This window comes from Armatimonadota bacterium (genome assembly GCA_017303935.1).
GTDB lineage: Bacteria > Armatimonadota > Fimbriimonadia > Fimbriimonadales > Fimbriimonadaceae > JAFLBD01.
Genome location: JAFLBD010000002.1, coordinates 377,606 through 398,510, shown reverse-complemented (window position 1 = coordinate 398,510; position 20,905 = coordinate 377,606). Strand labels below are relative to the sequence as shown.

Sequence of the window (20,905 nt, the reverse complement as noted above, 5' to 3'; positions counted from 1 at the left end):
CAGCCTTAGTCAAAAATTACGTGCATTGCGTTTCCTACCGCAATCAAAAAGTCAGGACGATGCGCATCGATCATGCCCATGTCGAGTCGCTTACCATTCAGCGGCAGGCCTCGAAGCGGATCGATCATTTCGACCGGAATTCCGAGAACTCGCTCAATGAATGGACCTAGCCCTTTTAGTTTGGCACCACCGCCACCCAAAAGTATTCGGTTAACGTCACCACCTTTGCTTCGGTAGTAATCAATGGATCGGCGAACTTCGGCCAAAAATTCATCTACTTCCCGAGCCATGGCGTTGTACAACTCCATCGAATCATCCGAAAGCGCAGGCGCAGAGGATACAGGATCCGCTGGAGGAGCGGGCGGAGCATCAGCTGCCGCCGCTGCAGGTGGTTCTGCATCAAACGGAGCATATTCCGTCGGCATAGCGTACGGATCAGCAGGGGCTGCTTGATCAGCTGGCATCGCATAAGGATCGGCAGGAGCAGGAGCGTCTGCACCGGGCTCTCCAAAAGGATTGTAACCATAGGCTGATCCACCAGGAGCATCCGAAGGCTCTGCAGTTGGCATTGGAGCCGCAAATTCGTCTGCGAAAGGATTAAATTGGGCAAAGGCTTGGGTGTTGTCTCCGGCGAACGGATCCATTGCACCACCAAAACTCGCTGCACCGGCAGTGGACGGGATTTCTCCCTTAGAAACCTTTAGCGCTTCAGCATCTTCGTTGGAAATCCCCTTTGCACCAGCAATTGCTTGGGTAAGGGCATCGCCACCAACTGGAACTTGCCGAGGCAACAGCAATTTGCCGTCGCGGTACATGTTGATGCTCGTCGATTTCGCGCCAACCTCAACCACGCAAACCGTGTTGTTCGCGAGGTCTACTCCATAGCATGTGGAGAGCACGCGGGCAATAGCGAGAGGCTCAACATCGAGGGCGTGTGCAACCTTGCCGCACTTCTTGGCGATTCCCATCAGGGTCTCGACCGCAGACTGGGCGCCAATCGCCATCACGACGTCCATGTTCTGGGCGGCCTGATCTTCGACAGGAAATTCTTTGTAATCGCTTTGAACGGTCAATTCAGCAAACGGTTGGTTTCGGCTGATTTCCCACTCCATGTGCTGCTTGAGCTCGGCTGGGTTCATTCTCGGAACCTCAAGCGTTCGAACGAGGATGGCAGCTTGCCCGGCCAGCGAAAAAACGCCAAAGCCCTGACTCACGCCGCTACTCGCACAAAGCTCTTTGATCACCGCGCCAATTGCTTCGGTGTCATAGACGCCGTTGTGGTCCACCATTCCTTCCGGAGTGGGGGCCATACCCAGTGCGGTCACGGACACATCTCGGCCCGTGCTTCGAATTTCGGCAACCTTGATGAACTGGCTTCCGATATCGATTCCGACAACACTACTTAGTTTCTTTTTCGCCATTCCTGCGATCCGCGCTGGCGCGACCCAGCGGGCCTATCTTAGCACCGCCAGAATACTCTCGTCAACGACCCTGCACTCCCTTTTTGCAAGGATCGAAATACAGGACGGTCTTGTTAGGTTCGAGAGTTCACCAGAAAGTGGTTCCTAAGCAAAAAAACCAGGACAAAATTGTCCTGGTTTTTTTGACGATCGTTAACAGTTACTGCAGAAGAACCGGTGTGAACCGCGGAGCGATGGTTTCGAAGAACACATCGGTTCCTCCATCGCGCGTGCTGGTCCAGAAGGTCCAGAGCATTCCTGGCCGGTCGAGGACGTTGATCGAATTCGATCCGAGCATGTCCAGCGCGAACACCACTGAGGACTCATTCGCGACCTGCTCGATCGGAATCGTGCGCTCGCTCGTTTCAACGACCATCTGCACAGTCACTGTTCGCGAAATGACTCCGAGCGGGTTGCCATCCTTGTCCAGTGCACGGTATGTGATCGTGACTTGCTTGCCTTCCTGCGTTGGACCGAAGTAAATCCGTCCGTTGGCAGGGTCAAGTTGATAGGCCACTCGCGATCCGTCAGCGAACGTGATTGTGATCGGCCCAGTGAGGTCACCGTCCGGCGTTGTTGCGATCGAATAAGGCAATTGAACTCCGAATCGGTAGGTCTTCAAGAATGGCCGAGTGACTTGAGAGTCCTTCGACGCGGTCTTGGCATAAGACACGAGGATTCGGTTGCTGAGTTCATAGCCCGACGTGATCGGCGCACCGTTCTGATCGAACCAGTAGGTGTTGTCACCGGTAGCACGGTCATCAAACAGGATCGTGGCGTCGCGATGATTCATGTCGGTGGCTTGGCTTACACGGAGGAACCGCGGTGCATAGCGAACGTACAAAACTGTACTGCTCGGAATGACTGCGCCCGAGAACCGTACGTTGCCCGAAGCCGTGTCGATGTACACTCGGCCACCTAGGGTCGTTTGGTACGAACCAATCGAGGAGCCTTCGGCTTGCTTCAGAGTGCCAGGTACAAGAATCGACTCGTAAGTCACGTTTCCTGCGACAACAACAGCTCGTTGAATGTCGATGCCATTCGTTTGATCGAACGACTGCGACCAGACCGCGCCATTCGCCCAGTAGAGGCCGCTGGACGGTTCGTACGTCAGCCTTTCGAATCGAGGAGCACCGGTTGGGCCAGTTGTCCACAGCGAGCCATCTGAGCCTTGCGGACGCCCGGCTGCATTGGCTGGAATTCGAGCCATGTAAACCTCGGCTTGATTTCGTCCGCGCAGTCGCCCAGTGAACACGAGATCGATCACGAATCGTGCTTGACCGCCTTGACCGACGACGTTTGGCCCATAGTTGTTTCGCAGCAGTGCCGATGGCGAGCTGACGCTTTCGAATGCGTCACCTGTGTTGAGCCGGCCTACAAGACCTTGGCCTTGCTGCCTGCCGAACGAGAGGTTCTGCCATGCACCGTTGTCGAAGTAACCGTAGAAGATTTGGCTTGTGCCACCGGTCGTCATCGGGAAGTAAACGGCTGCTGAGTCGCCGACCTGCACCACCGTTGGCTTACCAATCTTCGCGCTGCTGCCGATGAGGTCTGTTCCGATCTGCAATGGCACTGGAGTCGTGGAGGACAATCCGCCACCATTCGAAGAAGTCAACTGAGTCAAGAAGAGCCGAGACTCGACCGACCGTCGCTGACCATCGATGAGGCGTCCGACTTCTCCCGTAAACGCCATGTACATGAACGGATTGGCAGTTTTGCCATTGTTCGTGAACGCGCTCAACGGATTGAAGTATCCGCTTGCTGGGAATACCGGATTGCCAAACTGTGCCGAATTCGCGACCACTTCACCTGCAGGAATACCAAACAAGGTTGGAATGGTCGTCGCTGTTGTCGGGAATGCCCCGGCTGGCCACGCGAACCAGCGGTCCGTTGCGGCATTACCGGCGTTCACTGCCGGATTGAACTGGTCAAGGTCTGCAATCGGCGAGACACTCGAAACAGGCAACGCGGAACCACCCCGCAAGGTCGCGAAGTAAATTCGGAACTGCGGTGTGCGGAAGTTGTCTGCTTCGGTCTTGACTCCGGCGTTGATGTCCGGATTTCCAGCCAACAATCGATCGGAGCTGAACGCCACCACCAAGGTGCCATCGCTCAATCGTGCTCCAGCGGGTTGCTGGTTCGACCAGGTGAATCGTCCTGCAGGATCAACCGGCATGGTATCCACCATCGGCGAAGTCTTGATCGTTCGGCCCGTAGTGAGACGAGTTTCTCGCACACGGAATCGAAGTTCGAGGCTTGCCTCAGAATACGGTTCGTAGGCAAGCGTTGCCAGCCGTTCCAAGACAGGATAAGCCGTTGCTGTATTCACTTCGTCTTCGAACGCATACAGCTTTCGCAGATAGTTGCCGACTGGTGTACCGATTGGGGCGCTGACCGCAATCTTTGGATCGAGCAGCGATTCGTCGTACAGGTCGGATGAAGCGAAGTCACCCGGAGCCATCATGTTGCCGTCAGTAACACCGAGGTTGGCGTTTGTCCTCACGCGAGGATTCATGCGCAATCGTGTCGGTTCACCGTCGTCTGGACGAGGCTTTTGAATGATCACATTCGAGCCCATGATCGGCCGGCCCGCGTAGATGAACGCAGCCTGACCAGGATCGATGTCCGTGTGGACATGCAATCGACCATCGAGGTAGGCCAATGGGTGTTGATCATTTGTGAACAACGTCACTGGCTGGTTCGAATTCGTGTCGGTGTTGAACACGCTCTTTGCGATTCGCATGTTCAGCAAGTTCACGTTGCCCGAATTCTGCACCGAGAACCGTTGGAAGAACGGATATCGCGTCGCGTTGTGAATTCGTGCATCCTTGAAGTCCAGGAACGGTGCGTTCCACGGAGCGTCTGGCAAGAAGCCTGTGCCACCTGGGACCGATCCAAGATCAACCGTCGTTGTCGAAACCAGAGGTCGCTGATCCACCGCGATCGCCGTTGACAGGTCGAACGAGCGGAACGCTTCGATCGGTGTGCCTTGGCTGATCTGCCTACCCACTGCCCCACTATCAATGTAGACGAACTGCTTGCCGAGATAGCCATTGGTGGCTGGCGGCTGGAAGCGCGGGACATTGCATTCGAAATCAAACGTCGTGGCGACCAATTCTCTATTCAGGAATTGGTTGTACTGCACGGGGTCCGAATTGTAAGTGGTGAGGTTCGGCGACGTGATGTCCGGCGCGGTCAGCGTGACCGGTTGGAACAACGGATTTTCAACCGCGCCAAACTCGCTCTTGACCACCGACATTCGGTCTCGCCGGATGTCTGGATAGTCGAGGCTGACGTTGTTGCCAGGAGTTCCGGGGTCATCTTCCAATCCTGGGTAGATGGCCGGATCCAGTGCATACAGCTTGCTTCCGCGGAAGCTCATGTTGCTGAGCTGCATTCGGATGCTGCTGATACCGCGTTGCTGACCAAACAAAAGAGTCATCAGCGATCGGTCGTACACGAACATTCGAGCATTTGCCGTCTGACCGTGCGCCACGAAGTCTGCTGCGGAGTTTAGGTCAGGTCGGAATGGCTGGACAATGTTCTTTGTCGCAGGTGTGCCGTTGACCAAGTTATCGCTATCGCTTGGGACCAGTGTCTTACCCACATGCTGAGCAGCAGGAGGATTCAACAAGTCCACCAACGAGACTGCAAGTGGGTTCGCGATGCGAATACCCCGGCCTGGAGTCATGTTGGCGTTTGGCAACGTAGCGTTTGCTGACGGAGTGTCAAACGGCCGAATCGCGATTGTGACGGTTCCCGCTCCAGGAGTGAGCGCGCTTTGACCGACTGGCAACAAGGCATACCGGATGAGGGCGACACCGCCTTTGCCAGCAGGTGCGCCGGTCAATCGGTTCACCGAGAACGATTGAAGACTTGAAGATGCACCAGGAGTATCGAACGTGTGAGACACGTTGTACTGGAACGGTGGCGCGAACTCGTCGAAGTAAGGAATGTCATAGACCACCCAGTACAGCGCTTCGCCGTATTCAAACGTGTTTCGCGTAACCTTGTTGGCCGCTGCAGTGACATCGGCGTAGGTGATCGTGCCAGCCGCGATTTTCTGCTGCAGATCGAGGAAGTCCGCCGGCAGCACCAAACTGGCCAAACCGTTTCGAGCGATATCGCGGATGATCTGATTCCGAGGGTTGTTCGGCTCGCTAGGATTAGGAATTGGAGCCTGTCCTGGCGTGATTGCCTGTCCGTTAGTTGGCAACGAAGGATCGTAGCTGAACGCGTACAGGTACCCCGCAGCATCTGCGCCGTAGGCATAGTTGAACGATGGCGCGTTATCGCCTCCGAAAGACATCGGCGTCGGCGAACCGCCTGCCGTTTGGGCTTCCCAAGCTAGACGATCACCATTCACGTTGACGCGACCACTGTTGGCGTAGATCAAAGTGTAGCGTCCGTCCAAAAGCGGCACGGAAATCATCGGCTCACCAGGAGGCGCGAGCAACGCACCGCCGTTGGTGAATCCAGATTGATATGTGAATCCAAGACTGCCGGCGAGAGAGCCGCCAAATTCTGATGTCGACCAGAGCACGTTGCCATTGTCAGCATCAAACGCGGCGATTTCGAAGCTATCGCTTCCCGCAACCAACGTGTTTGGCATCGCTGGTCCGCTCGCATTTGGATTCAAATCTGCGGATTCGATAAAGACCGGGCTAGCGTTTCGGAAGTTACCAAAAACCCCTGTGTTGCCGTTGGTTCGTGACCAAAGCACATCCATTTCGCCGTCAGCATTTCCGTCCAAAACGCGGAGTGCGTATAGCGTCGGCTGAGCCGCGAATCCGTTCTGATTCGTTCCGATGTAGGCCACCTTGTCTGTGGTCGCGCCCGAGTATCCGATCACCGGAGCCATCGTCATCGAGCCAACTTCGACGTTGGTGAGTGACGGATAGGCCATCGGCACGGTTGTGATGCGCTGAACTTGATCGCCGTAAGCATCGAGACAATACAGTCGCCCTTGCGAAGTCGGTACCAAGACGTAGTTACCGGCAGCGGTTTCGGTGTACGCGAGCGAACCTTCAATCGGCCCAAGTGCAGTTTGCACCGAAGGTGACGGATAGTCGTTCGGATAGGTCCAAAGCCGGGTGGTTGTTCCATCGCCTCGACCGGTGACGTCGATCGCATAGACTCGGCCGTTTTGGGAGCCAATGAACAGCATTGGCTTGGTGTTTCCTGGCGAAGACGGAATTGGAACGTTTGCAAAAACCGCGCTGCTGGTGTTGAATCCAACAGGCATTTCGGCAACGCCATCGACGCCGTCAAGACCATCGGCTTGATTCGGGTCTGCAGCATTGTCGCTCGGATAGGTCCAATAAACTCGGGTTGTTCCGGTCGGATTTCCGCCGCCATCTAGAGTTCCCATCGCGTCGAGGCAGTAGATCTTGCCGTTCTCCAGCGCGACGATCACGACATCTCGCATCGCCGGCCCAGAACCATCGTCCACCATCGCTCGCGTATAAACCGGAGTCGATCGGATCGAGAGATCAGCAGTTCGGATAAAGCGCACTTGGTCGGCGACCACAGCACCATCTGCTGGAGACGCAGCGCCAGTAAACGAAATCGAGAGTGGCGCTAATGCCGTCGAAGTCCACTTGTTGGTGAAGCTGTTGCTCAGGCGAACCCATCGGCCGCCATTGTCTCGCATGTTTGCCGAAACTGTGGAAACAGGGACTCCGTTCTGTCGGATTTCAATTTGAACTCCGCTAGAAAGCCCTCCAACGCTTGGCACCCAAACTTCGATGAAATAGTCGCCTTCGGGCAGATACGGGGCATAAACCGCGCCCGATGGGAATAGTCCGACTTTCTGGAGATAGTCGTATCCTTTGAACCCGGCAGGAGTGTTTTGCGCCACCCAACCCGCGCCGATTCCAACGCTCGCATTGAGGTTATCGACGTAGATGAATTGATCGGTCCGCTTTGGATCGGCGGCGAAAGAACCCGTTCCAAAAATCCAATCGAGTCGATCGGTAGTGTATCGAGTGGTTTCAGTGTCGCTAAAGTCGAACTGTCGCTGAACGGGCCAGCTCCAAACCATGTTTCGGCGGCCGTCTGGATTCGCTGCATCAACGGTTGCACCGTCAAAAGCGAAGCTCGTAACGATCCCTTGCGCATAGCTCTTGATGACCGAGCCATCCTGTGCGGCGATCGGCTCGTTTCGAGTTCCGATCGTTCTCCAAGGGAAAGGTCCAGCAGCGTTCTGACTCACAACCGGCTGAGCGACCGTTTGGCCCTGTTGACCGGTCGGTCGACTGATTCGAGCAGCGTCCGCATAGACGGCGATGTTGGTTCTCGTATCCACGAGCTGACCGTCCGAAGAGCGCGGAATCGTGGCGATCAAAGTGACTCGAATCTGGGTCGAAGCCGGAGCAACCTTGAAGAGTCGGTTAGGATCTGTGAGGTTTGCGCCCAATTGAACCCAGCCATTGTTCAACAGCGGGCTAACGATCTCATAGATCGGTTGACCAGGATTGTCGGTGTTTACAACACCTTCGATCCGATACACCGACTGCTCGCACTGGAATACTTGCGCGGCGGGGTCATTGATGTCATTGCCCGAGGGCCCGACAGGAATGTTGACCGAGACCGCGTAGTCCTCACCCGCGGTGAGCCCGGTGAATGTCCACGAGAAAGTTGGCGCAGTGCCGGATGCTGGCAACCAAGGTTGCGCGAAGCTGAGTGACGGAACTGGAGTCGCGATTACGTAGGCATCTCCTGGAGTCGCAACTGGGCTGGAATCAAAAAAGTTGAACGCCTTGACCAGTCCAGGGGCGGTCCACGATGCACCAGGAAGCGCAGTGACACCCGTCGTTTCCCAGTTGTCGATCGTTGTGCTGAGGCTGAAGAGAGGATCCCACCAGCGGAGCGCAGCCCTCCCGGGCGAGTACACACGCTTATCCGAATCGTGCGAACCCCAGTGCTCCGCTCCTCCTTGGAAGAACGGATACCGTTGCGCCGATGCGGGCAGAGTACTGCTGCCGATCGAGGCCCCAACAAGTAGGCCAACTGCTAGCTTTCGCCATTGATTCATGCGTAATCCAACCAAATGGTTAATCTCTTACTTCTTCTCCGCAAAGGCGGGACCCACTATTCCTCGGGTTCCAGCCACAGGCGGCAATTCATAGTCCACTGTATATGAGTCGAACCCAAAGTTCGGCTTGTTCCAATCGAACGCGCGCGTTCCGGTCAAATCGCCTTCCAAAACCACCACTTCACCGTTGTATGGATCGTTGGGACTGATCCCGAATCCGCCGACGTAAGGCAGCGTTGCAATTCGGTGGGAACCGATGTAGCCGTTCGTGATGATCACTTGACCCGAATTCAGCCTTCGTGCGTACGTCGGCAAGAATCCCATTGGGTTCTTCGTTGTAGGCTTAACAAGGCCATCGCCTGGGTCCATAGAACGGCGCATGACAATGAAGTTGTCCTTCAACATCATCCACCGGACGACCCACTGGTTACCCACTTTGACGACTTCATACACGCCGGTATTGTCGGTGAACATCACTGCCAATTGACCAGCCGTGAAGCTGATGCTGGCAGACCGAAGCCCACTGATCTTTCGACCGACCGTATCTGCTGGCACTGGTGCCGAGTTGAAATCGATTGCGGTGTCATTCCAGAAAACGTTTGGTCCGATCGCCGGAATGTAGAAATCCGTGATCAGGTCAGTTCGGCCAGAGAATTCATCGTAGACCACGATTCCGCCGGCGCCAACTGGGTTGTCGAATCGGTTCTGCCCAACTGGATTGAGCGCAAAACTCGTTGGGCTCGGAGTCACGTTTCCAAAACCAAACGCGTACACGGCAGACTTAGCACCACCGCCGGTTGGCGTCAAGTACACGCTGTCGATGCTGTTGTACGAGTAGTTCTTCTTCGTCAGCTCTGAGCGGATTTGCCACTTCAGAATTCCAATCGCTGGCACCAGTCGCCGAGGAATGCCGCTAATGATCACTGGATCGGCATCCGCCATCGGGTCGTCATAGCGGACCAGTCGACCAATCACGCCTCGCGCAGAGTCGTATTCGTATCGGTCGATCAGTTCAACAACGCGTTGATTGCCTGTATCGGCGACGATGTAGTGCACCCAATACTCCGCAGTGCCAGCCATCTGGCGCTGCAAAGCAGGGCTAAACACGCCCGAGTTCGGTTGGAACGTGGTGAAAGTCTTCACGTCTCGTGGCGAACTCAGCTTGGTCGTCACGTTTGGCAACACGCCTTGCGGGCGGAAGATCGGATCGATCCTGAATCCAGTAATCGTCCTCAGTTCGCGACCGGTGTTGTCGATCCGCACGATTCGGCTGTTGCCCGGATCGGCAACCAGATAGGCGTTTCCACCCACGGTGTATGCCCGGCTTGGCTTGGAGAGCAAAACGGTATCGCTGACGGCACTGATACTGCCTTCTTCGCCTGCTTGGTAGGTGCTGTCGGTCATCCAATATGGGAAGCCGCTAGGGTCAACTCGAATGATTCGACCTTCGTCTGCCACCAGCAAGTCCGAGCGAGAATAAGCGGTCATTTGACCGGCTTCCCAAACGGTGAAGATGCCATTTCCGCCCGCCATGCCTTCGACATAGTTGCCAGAGAGGGCAGCTTGATTCACGCGTACTTGAAGGTCGTTGAAGGTTCGAATTCCGAAAGCGCTTGGCCAGAGCACATACTTGCTTGGCTCAACGTCCATCGGTCCGCCAGTTCCGCGCTCAAGAATGGAGTGGTACTTTTCCCATGGGCGAAGTGGACCGAGTTGGAACGGCTGCTTCGCGGCAGGTGACTTCAGATCGTTCGGCGCAATCTTGGTATCGATCGCATACATGAACGATTGCTTCACGAAAACCGGGAAGGCCGGGCTGTTCAAGATTCCAGGAAGGTAGCTGCCGCCGCCCACATAGAGCGTATCGCCCGAGGCGAACAACTGCCCGCGAGCTTCCATACCATTGATCACGATTTGGTACCGATGAGGATTCCATCGACCATCGGCGTTACCCGGCGTAAATGCACCGTCAATGATTCCGGAGTCCGGCATGATGGTGATGTCGCCAGAGCCACCTCGCCGTGCGGCGATTGGCATGTTGGAGATCAGGCAGTCGCGAATGCGGCCTCGGGTCACACCCGAAAGAGTGTTAAAGGTGTACTTACCAAAGCTCCCAACTTGCTCATATTGATACTGCTGGGGTTGCATGTAGCCAGTCACGTTCGGTTGGACCTTGTTCGTCGAACGGCCTGGATCTGCCTGCAAGAAGATGGGTTGACCGAGCAAGTTCTCGACCAAAATTTCTGCTGGCTGAGGGTTCGCTTCGAACGCCATTACCGTCGCGGTGTACCGATCTGGTGGGTTGCCGACCGGAATGAACCCAATGGCCTTGGTTGAGTTGAGCGCTGCATAAACGCGGTTCCCACTCAGCACAGGACCAGTAATAAATTTGAGGTTGGTCATCCGTGCGCGGAGGAACGGAATCAAATCCAGCAAGCCGTCGTAGTCGATCACTGCTGCGTCGTACGAGTAGGTTGTTACACCACCTGCGCCGCTCGATGTCAGCTGAATTTGATCGAATGCCTCCCAGCGGTACAGCACTTTGAAATCGCCACGGCCTTCTTCACGCAAGCAGAACAGGCTGCCGCCATTTGCCGCAGGATCCATTGGGGCGACGACCGCAAAAAGGTTGCCGTTTGGAGCGAGAGCCAATCCGCCTAGGATTCGCTTCGGATTCCCGAGTTCGTCTGGGAACTGGATATCGCCGCGAACAAAGTTATCGGGCGCGCCGCCACCGGCACCGGTTCCCCAGTCCACCGAGTAGTCAATTCGCAAAGCTGCATTCTGATTCGGACCAGTCCAGATCAGCGACTGTCCAAATCCGGTCAATGTCAACCGGAGCACGCCGTTTTGACCCACCACATTTGCAATGAGCGAACCGGTGAAAATGTTGTCCGTTTGAACATCAGAATACGGCTGCCCCGTGGTTGGGTCGACGACAGAAATCTTTACGCCTTGGCTCGGATTTCCGGTTGGGCCTGGGACATAGACCGGCAGATTCTGCAGTGCAGCACGCGTAGTCACCGTCATGTCTGCGCCAGAAATACTGATTGCGGTCGGTGCTTCGCCACGTGCGCCTAGCCAAAGGCTCACAAATCCTGCGGATCGGTTTGCATCCGGTGCCGTTGGCACATAGAGCACACGGTCCGTTCCGCCCGAGTTATCTTGGATCGGAATGTAACCCACGGTCGGGCTACCGTCAACAGCGCCCATACGTGGAGCAGCTTCAATCCGCCACCGTAGACCTGTGGGTCCAGTCACCGGCGCCAATGTTGCTAGATCGGCAACCCAAACTCGGCCCAAGCTTGCATTGATCGTCGGGATATCGGCCACATAGACGAGCCCTTCGTGAACGGTTGGAGAGGCCGGTGGCTTTGCGCCGCCTGGCAAAGAAGCCGAAGGAGCATTGGTACCGGACGGGGCTTGAATATCCGCGACGTTGACACCGTCGGCAGTTCGGTAAATCCGTAGTAATCCGTTTCCGCCTGGATTGGTTTGCACCATGACAACCGGCGTAGCATCGCCAGAGGTTCGTGGCAAAGTTGCAATCGTCGGGCTAGAAGCGACGGTGGTGCCAAGATCTTGGCTCCAGATGATGTCGTACTGTGCGCCATCAGGATCGACGATTCCATCGTCAGGATTTCCGTCACCATCTCGGTCGAGATTCGGATCGGTTTCCATAGCGATCAATCGCGAACCGGAAGAAACGTAGATCACGCCATCAGAAATCGCTGGAGTCGTGCCAGTATTCGGCGTGGTGTTGACCTGGAACCTTCGCAAAAGCGGTGCCGACAGGTCGCTACCTATAGCGCTGGTGCGTCGTCCGCCGCTGGATTCGGTGGTGTATTCCGATCTCAGCGAAATCGCATTGACCAGGATCTTCGCCGCGCCGCGGTATGCAGTGGTCTGGATCGGCGGCAAAGACTTGAATGTGCGGTTACCTGCCGGATCGATGGTTCCGTTTGGCAATTTGCCTTGGTTAAGAACGGTAGAAACGCCTCGCGTGGTCACGAGCATGTAGCCGTCACCGATCTTTCCGAGTCCAACCGTGATCGAATCCGAGTTTTCGCCTACAACCGGGTCGATCTTATACGAATCATTCTCCATCCAGGATTGGATGAGCGGATTCGCGACTGCACCAAGCGCAGAAAATGAACCTGAAAAACCGCGTTGGAGTGCTGCGACTTCATCGTAGCCCACCGTATTTGGCGAGCTCATCAATGGATGCGATGGGTTGACCAAAAGTGTTCCACCACCTGCTGTCCAACGAAGCGGAATCGGCAACGGATTGAGCACCGAGAAGATGTTTGTGCCAATCGTTTCGTTGACGTCCACCCACAGAATTCCACCCTTATCAACAAACTTTCGAAGCTTTTCGCGTTCGGCTGGATTGAGCGAGATGTTGCCGGCGACCGGCAAGAGCAGAATGTCGTAGGTTCCGATCTGGAAATCGCTGGTGCTGGCCAGATTCAGCTCCCAATATGCGGAATCGTCCTTGGTCAATCGTCCGCCAAGGTTGGGCAAGTCGGTGACGCCGAACGTGTTCCACCGGGTTTGAGCATCTGCCGTGAGTGTCGTGAGAGCCCGAGGATTCACGAATGTCCAGGATGGCGGCTTGATACCTCGATCCTTTTCGAGCTGCCCCCATACGTGCGGAGCGATATTGATCGGCTCGCCCCCGAAGGTCTGGCTCCCCACCAGCAACACAGCGGCGTTGATCGATTGGCGCCTACCCGCATACGTGACCGGTCCTGCCAGCGCACTCGCTGACAGGCCGAACACTAACATTGATGAAAGAACAGAACTCAGTTTCATGGGTTAACCTCACCAAAGTAGGCTAATGTTGGGCTGACCGGCAACCTCGGCATCGGCGGCAACGCCCACCTTCCGTCAGGGGTCGTTCGGACAGGATTGTTGCCGTCGGCGGAGCCGAGCGCAAGCACTGGGTCATAAATCGTGATAAGGTTTGGAACGTACCGCGGATCAGTCGTCGCGTTCGGGACGGCATTCGAAGTATCCACGGTCCAGCCATTCGGAACGTGCTGGCGCGGAAGCATGACCAAGCTTGCCAAACCGGTGCCAGTTGGATCACCGGCGCAACCAATGTTTCGCGGCATCCAGCCCCAATTTCGCTGCCAAGCGGCGCGCTGTGCGATTGGCACAGGCATGTTCTCGCTAATGGCACCCACCAGAGTCACGCGGACGTTGAGCGGCTCGCCAAAGAACGGTGTCTCTGGGCGAGATCCGGTTCGTCGGTATCGCTCTTGTTGAGCGGCGCCGAGTGTTCCAAGCCGAGTCAAGTCTGCTTCGAAAGCTGACCGAGTATCGTCAACATTCACGTTAAACGCAGGGCCAGGGATCACAAAGAAGGATCCTTCTTCAGCAAACACTGCAGCTTCAATGCGCACGTCAAACGGTTGCATTCCGATGCGCGAAAGAACGTAGTTTTGCGGGGAGTAAGCCGCAATGTTCTCGTATTGAATCTCGAATTCGGACTCATCGTTGAGCGCCAGCATCGAAGTTCCCCAGGCGCTAGCACCGGTCAACCGGCTTCCCGTCTCGGTCCATGAGCCATCGACGAGCGGCAAGCTCACCGTCTCCTGGCGAGGGAATGCAGTTTGCGCCGTGTTGGTCAGACCATAGATTGGCACTCGGCCCACTGTAGTCGTAAACAACGATCCCACACCAACGTTGAAGTCTGTCGCAACATTACGATCAAACAAGTAGCGCTGTTTGTACGGATCAGAAGCGACCGGCGAGAACGGCAATGGTGTCGTCGCGAGTCCGATAAAGCTCGGCCCGGTGTTATCGGCACCTTGTGAAAGCAAGAGCGAAGTGGTGATCGGCTGATTGTTTCGCAGGTTCTGATAGCTGCTGGCGTATGGTGCCCAGTTGAGCGGGTTTGGATCAGCCAAGCCGGTTGCAGCGTTCACAGGATTCCGGAGGAACTGCGCGCGGAAAGCGAGGCTTGATGAACCGGTGATCCCGAGTTCGACTGGATTCGATGCCGTTGGCAACGGGTCGGTGATGCGCTTTGCATTGACCGTTTGACCTGGCGATGGACCGAAGAACATCGTGGTGTTGACCGCGACAAAATCCTTCGCAGCAAGCATCAGGGTTGCCGGACTTGGGCGATTCAGCTTAGTCCCAGTAGTCGGGTCGATAATCCCTTTGGTGATACTTCCTTCGATGTAAATCGATCCCTGGGAGTGAACCGTGAGCTGATCCAAGGTTGGAATCACGCCACGAACGCGCACATCGCCTTCAAACTCGAGCATTCCATTGAATTCCCAACCGCGGTTGACAACGTCGACAACAGGGATCGAGTTGTAGGGCTGATCGATCAAATCTGGGTGCTCGATGCTATTGACGATGTACTTCGCAGGAAATCTTGGCGGATACAGAATTCGGTATCGGCAGCTCAGGTCTCCGGTTGGGGTACCGTCCGCTCTTCTCCAGAATCGGCTACTGCTTCGGGTGTCCCGAGTAATCGTAAATCCGTCTGGAGTAAGGGCCAAGTAAGTCGCTACAGGAATGTAGAACGGCCCCTTCCATGCCACAGAATTCGGATTGTTAGGGGTCAACCAGTCGTTGACCAAAGACTTGGCAGCATCGCCTGCTTCACGATCGCTTTCGGTTGCGAAGTTCGCGCGCTCTCGGCTGTCGACGTAGATTCCGCGGCCATGGCCCCATTGTCCGGTGTTGCGGCCCGCGAGAGGTCCACCAACGATCTGCCGCCCACTCAACCGAGTGAGGGTCGCGTATCGGTTTTGACCGGTCGCTGGATCATTCACGAGGAATGAAGGAGCTTCTTTGCGGCTGACCGAGCGCGCATAGCCTGCACCGTCCACATTTTGGACTCCATCGCGAAGAACGCCGCGCTGAGTTCCAAACAATGTCGAAGTACTCGTGAGTCCTTGACCAGCGAGGTTGATCACCGTTGGGCCCGTGCCGTCGATCCTCGTGATCTGCAATCGCGCAGCCGAGTTCGCCACACTGATCGTCCCGGCGGTCGCGAAAACATCACCGATCGAAGGGTCGAGCGTCGTGCGCACGTCGCCATGAATCACCAGGCTAGCGTTTGAAAAAATCGATCCGGTTCCATTTCCGATATTGGCGCCGGCAGAGTTCACCAGCTGCCCACCAAAGATCGAAGGAACACGAACAGTTTGACCTTCATAGGTCACACCAAAATTGCTAGTATCAGAACCAGTGACCGGATTTGCCGGGTTTGTGGGATCAACATTCGTCAACGCACCGATTTCGGCGGGACGGGTGCCCTTGAACTTGTCGGTGATGTACCAGCCGTGCTCGATGATGCCAATGCTCGCGTAGGCGACCAATCGGCGGGTATCTGCACCTACAGTGCTCTGCCGCTTTTGGTTGGCGATCGACTGATTGAAATCTTGGAGGTTGGCGAATAGATCGACCTTGACTGCGTTTCGAGTCAGCACCGTTGGGTCGTTAGGCACCAATTTGCCAGGACGGCCGATGGACTCGATCACGATATAGTTTCGTGCTCGGCCAGGTTGGCGCAAATCTGTAAGTCGCGAATATCCGTTGAGTTGCCCGGCGACATAGCGAACGCGAATCAACGCTCGACCTTTATCGAAGCTGACCCTCGAATAAGGACCAAGGCCATCGGGTCCACCTCGGTCTGCAACCGTGACACCATTGACGTCAGTCAGAAAACTTGCGCCGGTCGGAGCGGGCCTCAACCAATAGGCATCAGGATCGCGAGTGAAGCCGAGCGCGTCAATTGTCAGCGGCGAAACTTCGGGTCTCCAGTCTGCTCCCAGGGTCGAATACTGCAATTGATAATGTGCAAGACGCACACCAGCGTCTGCCAAGTCAGTTGCCTGCGAACGCCGGAATGCGTTTCCAGTTTGGACAATGCTTCGGTTGATAATGCCCGCAAACACAACTCCGAGCACCAATAGGATGCCGAGAATTAGCAGGGCAATGATCAGGGTTTGACCCTGTTCGCTTCGATTACGTCGTCTCATCAAATTGTCCTGCATCTCTTTATCGCAGCATGTTTCGTACGTTGGCCTGTCCCTTCAGCGTGATGTTTTGCTGAGTTGGGGCCATGGTTGGACTCGATTGTGGGAAGTTTCGGATGGTCAGCAACACATTCATCAATTGCCGGCTATCGTAGTCCACTTCAATCACATCATTAGGCTCTGTAAATTGGAAGCGATAAGTCACCGAAATGTTTCCAACTGGCAACGGTTCTCCCGGCCTAGAATTAAGCTCGAGGTATCCAGCTCGGTATCGCGGCTGCAAAACCTGCGAAACGAATCTAGCTTGAGTTGCACCTGAATCTTGGTAGAACGTCGGATCGAAGATGTTGCCAGGAACTGTGAATCCCAGCGCGCCCCAGTTTGGTTCAGGCTGATTCACGTAGTTGATGAAGTACTGGTTCGGGCCAACGTTATCCGAGGTCGAAACGCGTGTGTACCGAATCGGCTGGCCGTAGTTCGGGCCATCAACTTGATCGGGGCCAATAACTACTTCACTTCCTGGCACGATGCAAGCGCGCAGGTAACCGGTTCGAGGGTCGAGCGGGCTTGGCTCGCCGTCCAGATTTGGCACCACTCGCAAGTCAACGAATCGCTTGCAGTACAGGCTCTTTTCAAGCGTTGGAGCGAGGCTTGCCCAGTCGTTCCAAAGAATGTTGAATCGCTGGTTGATCTGCGAAGCCGTGTTGGCGGGATCGCTCATCGGATCGGTGTAGCGAGTTGTTGGCGCGGTCGCAGGAAGCGTGGTATCTCGGCCCGGCTCAAGCGGATCGCCGCATGCTTGCTGAGGCCGATTGTCCGACCCTGCCGGAGGCAACACGGAGCCATTTCCAACTTCAGTGATATTGAAGCTAGCCACGATTTTGCCTTGCTTTGGATCCGGCACGAAAGGAATGAAGTCGTTTCGCAAGTTTGGCGTATTGACAAGCGCATTTCCGGTTCGGTTGCCTGCTTGACGAATTGCCCAAGAGAACGGATAGTAGTAGAGATTGCCAGCACCACTTGGGAGCGGTTGAACGCGGTCAAAGTCTCTCGAGTTCAGATACTCGGTGATATCAAACAATTCCGTTCCAGCAGTCAGCTCGTTGCCTGCCGTGTAGTTGTAGATGCTCGTCCCTTGCACTATTCCACCGACGACGCGTTCGCGACCGATCAGGTAAGGATTGGTCGAAATCCAAGGCTCGTGAACCACCCATGGCGAAACCAAAATGCCGTTGACATCGCGGTAACCGCTTGGCCGAAGCCGCACGAATGAGGAGCCCCAGTTACCAAAATCTGTGGCATAGGAATCTGGTCCAACTTTGCCGGCATTCTCGGTTTCTTCTCCACTGCGAACGGCAGTTGCGCCGGACATCGGCTCGTTATCCACCCGGTTCGGCGTGAACTGAACCAAGGAGATGATTCGCGGCTTCAGGATTCCGTCTAGAGGATCGGTATAGCGCTCGACCTGGCGAGTGCGGGGATCGTAAGGCGCCATGATCATGTCGTAGCGGCTGAATTCAGTGAGAACTCGTGAGCGGCGGAGCCAGGCATTGATTCTTCTAGCCTTCGCGACTCGGGCAGCGAGAGGATCTTCGTTGCGCAGCATGAAGAACTCAGGATCATCCAGAGCGGTGTTGAGCTCGGCTGGAGTCGCCGTACCGTCATTGTCCAGGTCAAAAAGTTCGCGGTTGATGACCCATGCCGATTGAGCGTTGTCGTATTCGCGAAGGTTCACTTCTGCCCGGTAGAGCAAAAACAGGTTGTCAGGCTGAGCCGCACGGGACATCAGAACCCCTTCGTAAGGATTGACATATCGGCCAGCGACAGGATTTGCCGCGGTACCACCTAGCGGATTCTTCAGCCCAATGAAGTACCGAACCAGCTTGAAGCCAGTTGCGGTTGGAAGGTTGATATCACCCTTCGGAGCGCGAAGAGTTGGGTCCACCTTGCCTGTGTCAGGGTCAATAAGGCCACCACCAGGTGCCGGAGTTGGGTCGCCTTGAGCCGGATAAACGATATCGAGCTTGGCATTTTCCAGATAAACCCGGACGTAGGTGTTATTTGCCGCGTCTGCAGTCACGATCGTTGGAACTTCGATTCGAACGTTCCCCTTGATGCCAGAGTTGTCGCGAACGTAGGCTGCATTGCTGACTTCTGCGACGATTCGGTCGATCAATGTTCGACCACGATCTTGCGCATCAGCAAAGCCTTGAGCGGCGCGCACGATATTGAAGCTCTGTATGAGCGGAATCGTGATAATCGTCAGCAGCACCGCCGTGATGGCAATCACTGTCAACAGTTCTAACAGAGTAAAAGCGCGTCGCTTCATTGTTATTCTTGAGCTCCCTTCATCAGGAACGTCTCGGTGCTCGTTCGGCGAGTTTGAGTGTAGAAGGCGTTTAGCTTCGACAAATTCGCTACTGGATCGTTAGACAGCGCAAATGTAGAAGGGTTCCAAGTGGTCCTAATCGTAACGCTTGCACCTCGTACTGATCGCAGAGCGTAACCAAAGCTAAAGTCGAAACCGGCCGCGCTCGCATCCTTTTCCTGCAAGTCCACATAGGCAAGTGCGCCCCAATCTACGCCCGATGGAGCCCGAATAATGAACTCCTGTTCGGTCAGAGATTTACGATTTCCACCAGCATCGGTGTACCAAGCTTCGCCGACAATGACCTTCTTTCCAGCATCAGACAGCGGGAAGTAGAGACGGGTCGGCAACGAACTTGGCGCAGAGACATCCGTCCCGCCAACATAGCACTGACCAAAGCCAAGTGTCTGCGAGAAAGTAGGTCGGTAATCCGTGGTCGCCTTGACCAGTTGAACAGCGAAATCGCCATTTGCTTGGAAGATTGCACGCACCGATCGACCCGAGACATCAGGAATCCGTGTTGCGGTCGTCATTCCCGAGTAAATCACGTCGCATGTCAAACCGTTCGCTGGGTTGTTGTCGAGGTCATTGAAGTAAACGATGCCACGGGATTTGTCGACTCGGTAGGACGACTTCGTGTACACCGCGCCGGTCTCCCGGTCGAGCAGCAAGAAGTCAACGTATTCGAGTGGTCCGCCACCATTCACCCTAACCTGGAAGCCAATGCCAGTGGTGTTCGGCGTACCGTCGTTGTCGAGGTTGCCGAGTACCTTCAGCGATTCCATCAGCAGCTTGTGTTGATAAGGCACAGGTCGCGGAATTCGGAAATCTTCGCGGAGATTTCTCCAGTCATGAACGTTGTAGTCCACCTTCGCAACGAGCGGGAATCGACCTCGATTTCGGCGTTCTGTATAGCTCGCACCCTTCGGGTGGAACAGCAATACGCCGAGTCGGTCATTGAGCCGCTTGTACTGATACACAGCGTCATCCAGAATTTCTGGACGAGCCGAAATTTGTGCTTCAGTCAAGAAATTACCGGTCGACACATCTTCAAAAATTCTTGCTACTTGGAGAGTGTCTGGCTCGACGCGCTCGAAGGTGTATCCAGGAGTTGCCACAGCAAACAGCGCAGCGAGTCCTACTGGATAGTTGATTCGCGGCACGCCATTCGCGGCCATCGTAACGCCCAGCACGCGAACAAGGTCTTGCGTCGCGGTACCAGCCGGAGTCGTGTACTGCACTCGCGCCGAAACTCGGTAGAAACGGGAGGCGCTGCCAACGGCCAAATCGGAACGATATGGACCCTGTGGCACAGTCATTTCTAGCCCCTCGTCGTCAACAAAGACCGTGTAGTCTTGTCGCATCCGCGATCCGACTGGAGCGGTGTCCACGATTCGCCGAATCAGATCGTTGCCGTACACGACGTGAGGTTTGTTAAAGAACACCGCGTCTGCAGAGGACGGATCGGAATACTCAAAGCCTGTTTCGATGAACACCGGAGCGAACTGCAGGTTCATCACGCCACCAAATTCGGTACCGGTTGCGGTTTGAACAAATCGCGGGCCAGGGATTCTGCGCCCCTCGCCGACCACGTACCGGGCGACATTCGCACCTGAAAAAAGCTGCCATTTGCCGATTCCTCCGTCAGCGTCGGTAATGATTCCGTTGGTCGAAAGTCCAGTGGCGCCAGTCGGCATCAAATCGGTCGGCCGTTTTTGGAGATCAAGTTCAAGTTCGCGGTAAGTGCCACGGAAAGCATAGGTCAGCGGCAACACAGCGACCGGCATCTGCTCGACTTCGTTCTTCAATCGCTCCATTTCGGCGCGATTGAGCGCGTTGGCGACCGAATTACTTCGGTTCGCGCGCAGAACATTGAGCCCCCCAGGATAGACCTGCACAGCGGCCAAAATGCCCACTGTGAAAATCACGATCACCACGAGGATTTCTAAAAGCGAAGATCCTCTTTGAGTTTTACGATGCGCGGTCCGGGTCATACAATTTCCCAATAATAAATTCATTGCAAGCGAAAAGGATTGAA

6 protein-coding genes are annotated in these 20,905 nt (G+C 55.5%); all 6 read right to left on the bottom strand.

All coding sequences use genetic code 11. The features are described 5' to 3' along the window. Positions 1 to 5: 5 nt before the first annotated feature. A complete protein-coding gene (pilM, locus tag J0L72_06465; GenBank protein ID MBN8690421.1) occupies positions 6 to 1,421 on the bottom strand; it encodes a pilus assembly protein PilM in 1,416 nt (471 codons plus the stop codon). A 199-nt stretch (positions 1,422 to 1,620) separates the two neighbouring features. Further along, on the bottom strand, positions 1,621 to 8,496 hold the full coding sequence (locus tag J0L72_06460) for a PQQ-binding-like beta-propeller repeat protein (protein ID MBN8690420.1): 6,876 nt from the start codon (positions 8,494 to 8,496) through the stop codon (positions 1,621 to 1,623). Positions 8,497 to 8,523: 27 nt separating this feature from the next. Further along, positions 8,524 to 13,311: a hypothetical protein gene (locus J0L72_06455; GenBank protein ID MBN8690419.1), complete on the bottom strand. Its 4,788-nt coding sequence runs from the start codon at positions 13,309 to 13,311 to the stop codon at positions 8,524 to 8,526. Further along, entirely contained in the window at positions 13,308 to 16,502 is a 3,195-nt protein-coding gene (locus J0L72_06450) for a hypothetical protein (GenBank protein MBN8690418.1), read from the bottom strand. The genes J0L72_06455 and J0L72_06450 overlap by 4 nt, the downstream gene beginning before the upstream one ends. Before the next feature lie 19 nt (positions 16,503 to 16,521). Then, complete coding sequence (locus J0L72_06445) at positions 16,522 to 18,828, bottom strand: prepilin-type N-terminal cleavage/methylation domain-containing protein (GenBank protein MBN8690417.1); 2,307 nt, start codon at positions 18,826 to 18,828, stop codon at positions 16,522 to 16,524. Between the two features lie 2 nt (positions 18,829 to 18,830). Further along, entirely contained in the window at positions 18,831 to 20,861 is a 2,031-nt protein-coding gene (locus J0L72_06440) for a prepilin-type N-terminal cleavage/methylation domain-containing protein (GenBank protein ID MBN8690416.1), read from the bottom strand. Positions 20,862 to 20,905: the final 44 nt, after the last annotated feature.